The sequence below is a fragment of the Peribacillus sp. SIMBA_075 genome (assembly GCF_046534585.1).
Window position 1 is genome coordinate 1 of the sequence record NZ_JAWRYN010001518.1, and the last position, 239, is coordinate 239.

General features: G+C 41.4%; 1 pseudogene. It reads right to left on the minus strand.

Annotation, left to right across the window (positions count from 1 at the left end):
- A pseudogene (locus SB775_RS33490) lies at window positions 1-239 on the minus strand (M60 family metallopeptidase); the annotation flags it as partial.

A 239-nucleotide genomic window follows, 5' to 3' on the forward strand; every position in this document is an offset into this window, starting at 1 on the left:
GGGTAGCTTCATCCATCTTTTTTAAGAGTTGTACAGGATCTGTATTAGAACCTAGCAAATATTTCTTAACACGTGCAGGGCTGGCCGTAATTAATACACGTTCTCCTTTTAGCTCCACTGCATGTGCATTTGGGTATTGGTTCAGCATGTCTATTAAATCTTGTTTTGTATGCTTGCCTAGTTCAAAGAGAGGAGTAGTCGTTCCACCAGTTGTGACTGTTGTTCGAATGGTACCACCT